Consider the following 307-nt stretch of genomic DNA (forward strand, 5'->3'; position numbering starts at 1 on the left):
GGGCAAGCGCGATCATGGTTCCCGCCATGCCCGGCATGAAGCCCCAGATTGCAACCTCGCTGTCGAGGCCTGTGAGCCGGGTCGCCACTAGCCCCACCGCACAGGCGAGCAACAGGGTCAGGATCACGAAGAACAGCACCACAGGCCAGATTTCCACGGTCTTGGCAAGGATCTGTGGATCGAGATGCAGGGCGATAAGAGCACCGGCGACGGCCTGCCCAAAATTGTAACCGGGGCGCGGTATGAGGGCCTTCAGTCCCCGCATGCCAAGGAAAGCGCCCCAGACGATCGGCCCGAGCAGAAGTGC

General features: G+C 63.2%; 1 protein-coding gene. It reads right to left on the minus strand.

Going from position 1 to position 307, the window contains the following annotated elements:
* A partial coding sequence (locus KVS69_RS19240) for an AbrB family transcriptional regulator (protein ID WP_217539558.1) occupies window positions 1-307 on the minus strand: 307 nt, incomplete at both ends.

It is taken from the genome of Stenotrophomonas sp. GbtcB23 (genome assembly GCF_019091045.1).
GTDB classification, from domain to species: Bacteria; Pseudomonadota; Gammaproteobacteria; order Xanthomonadales; family Xanthomonadaceae; genus Stenotrophomonas; species Stenotrophomonas rhizophila_A.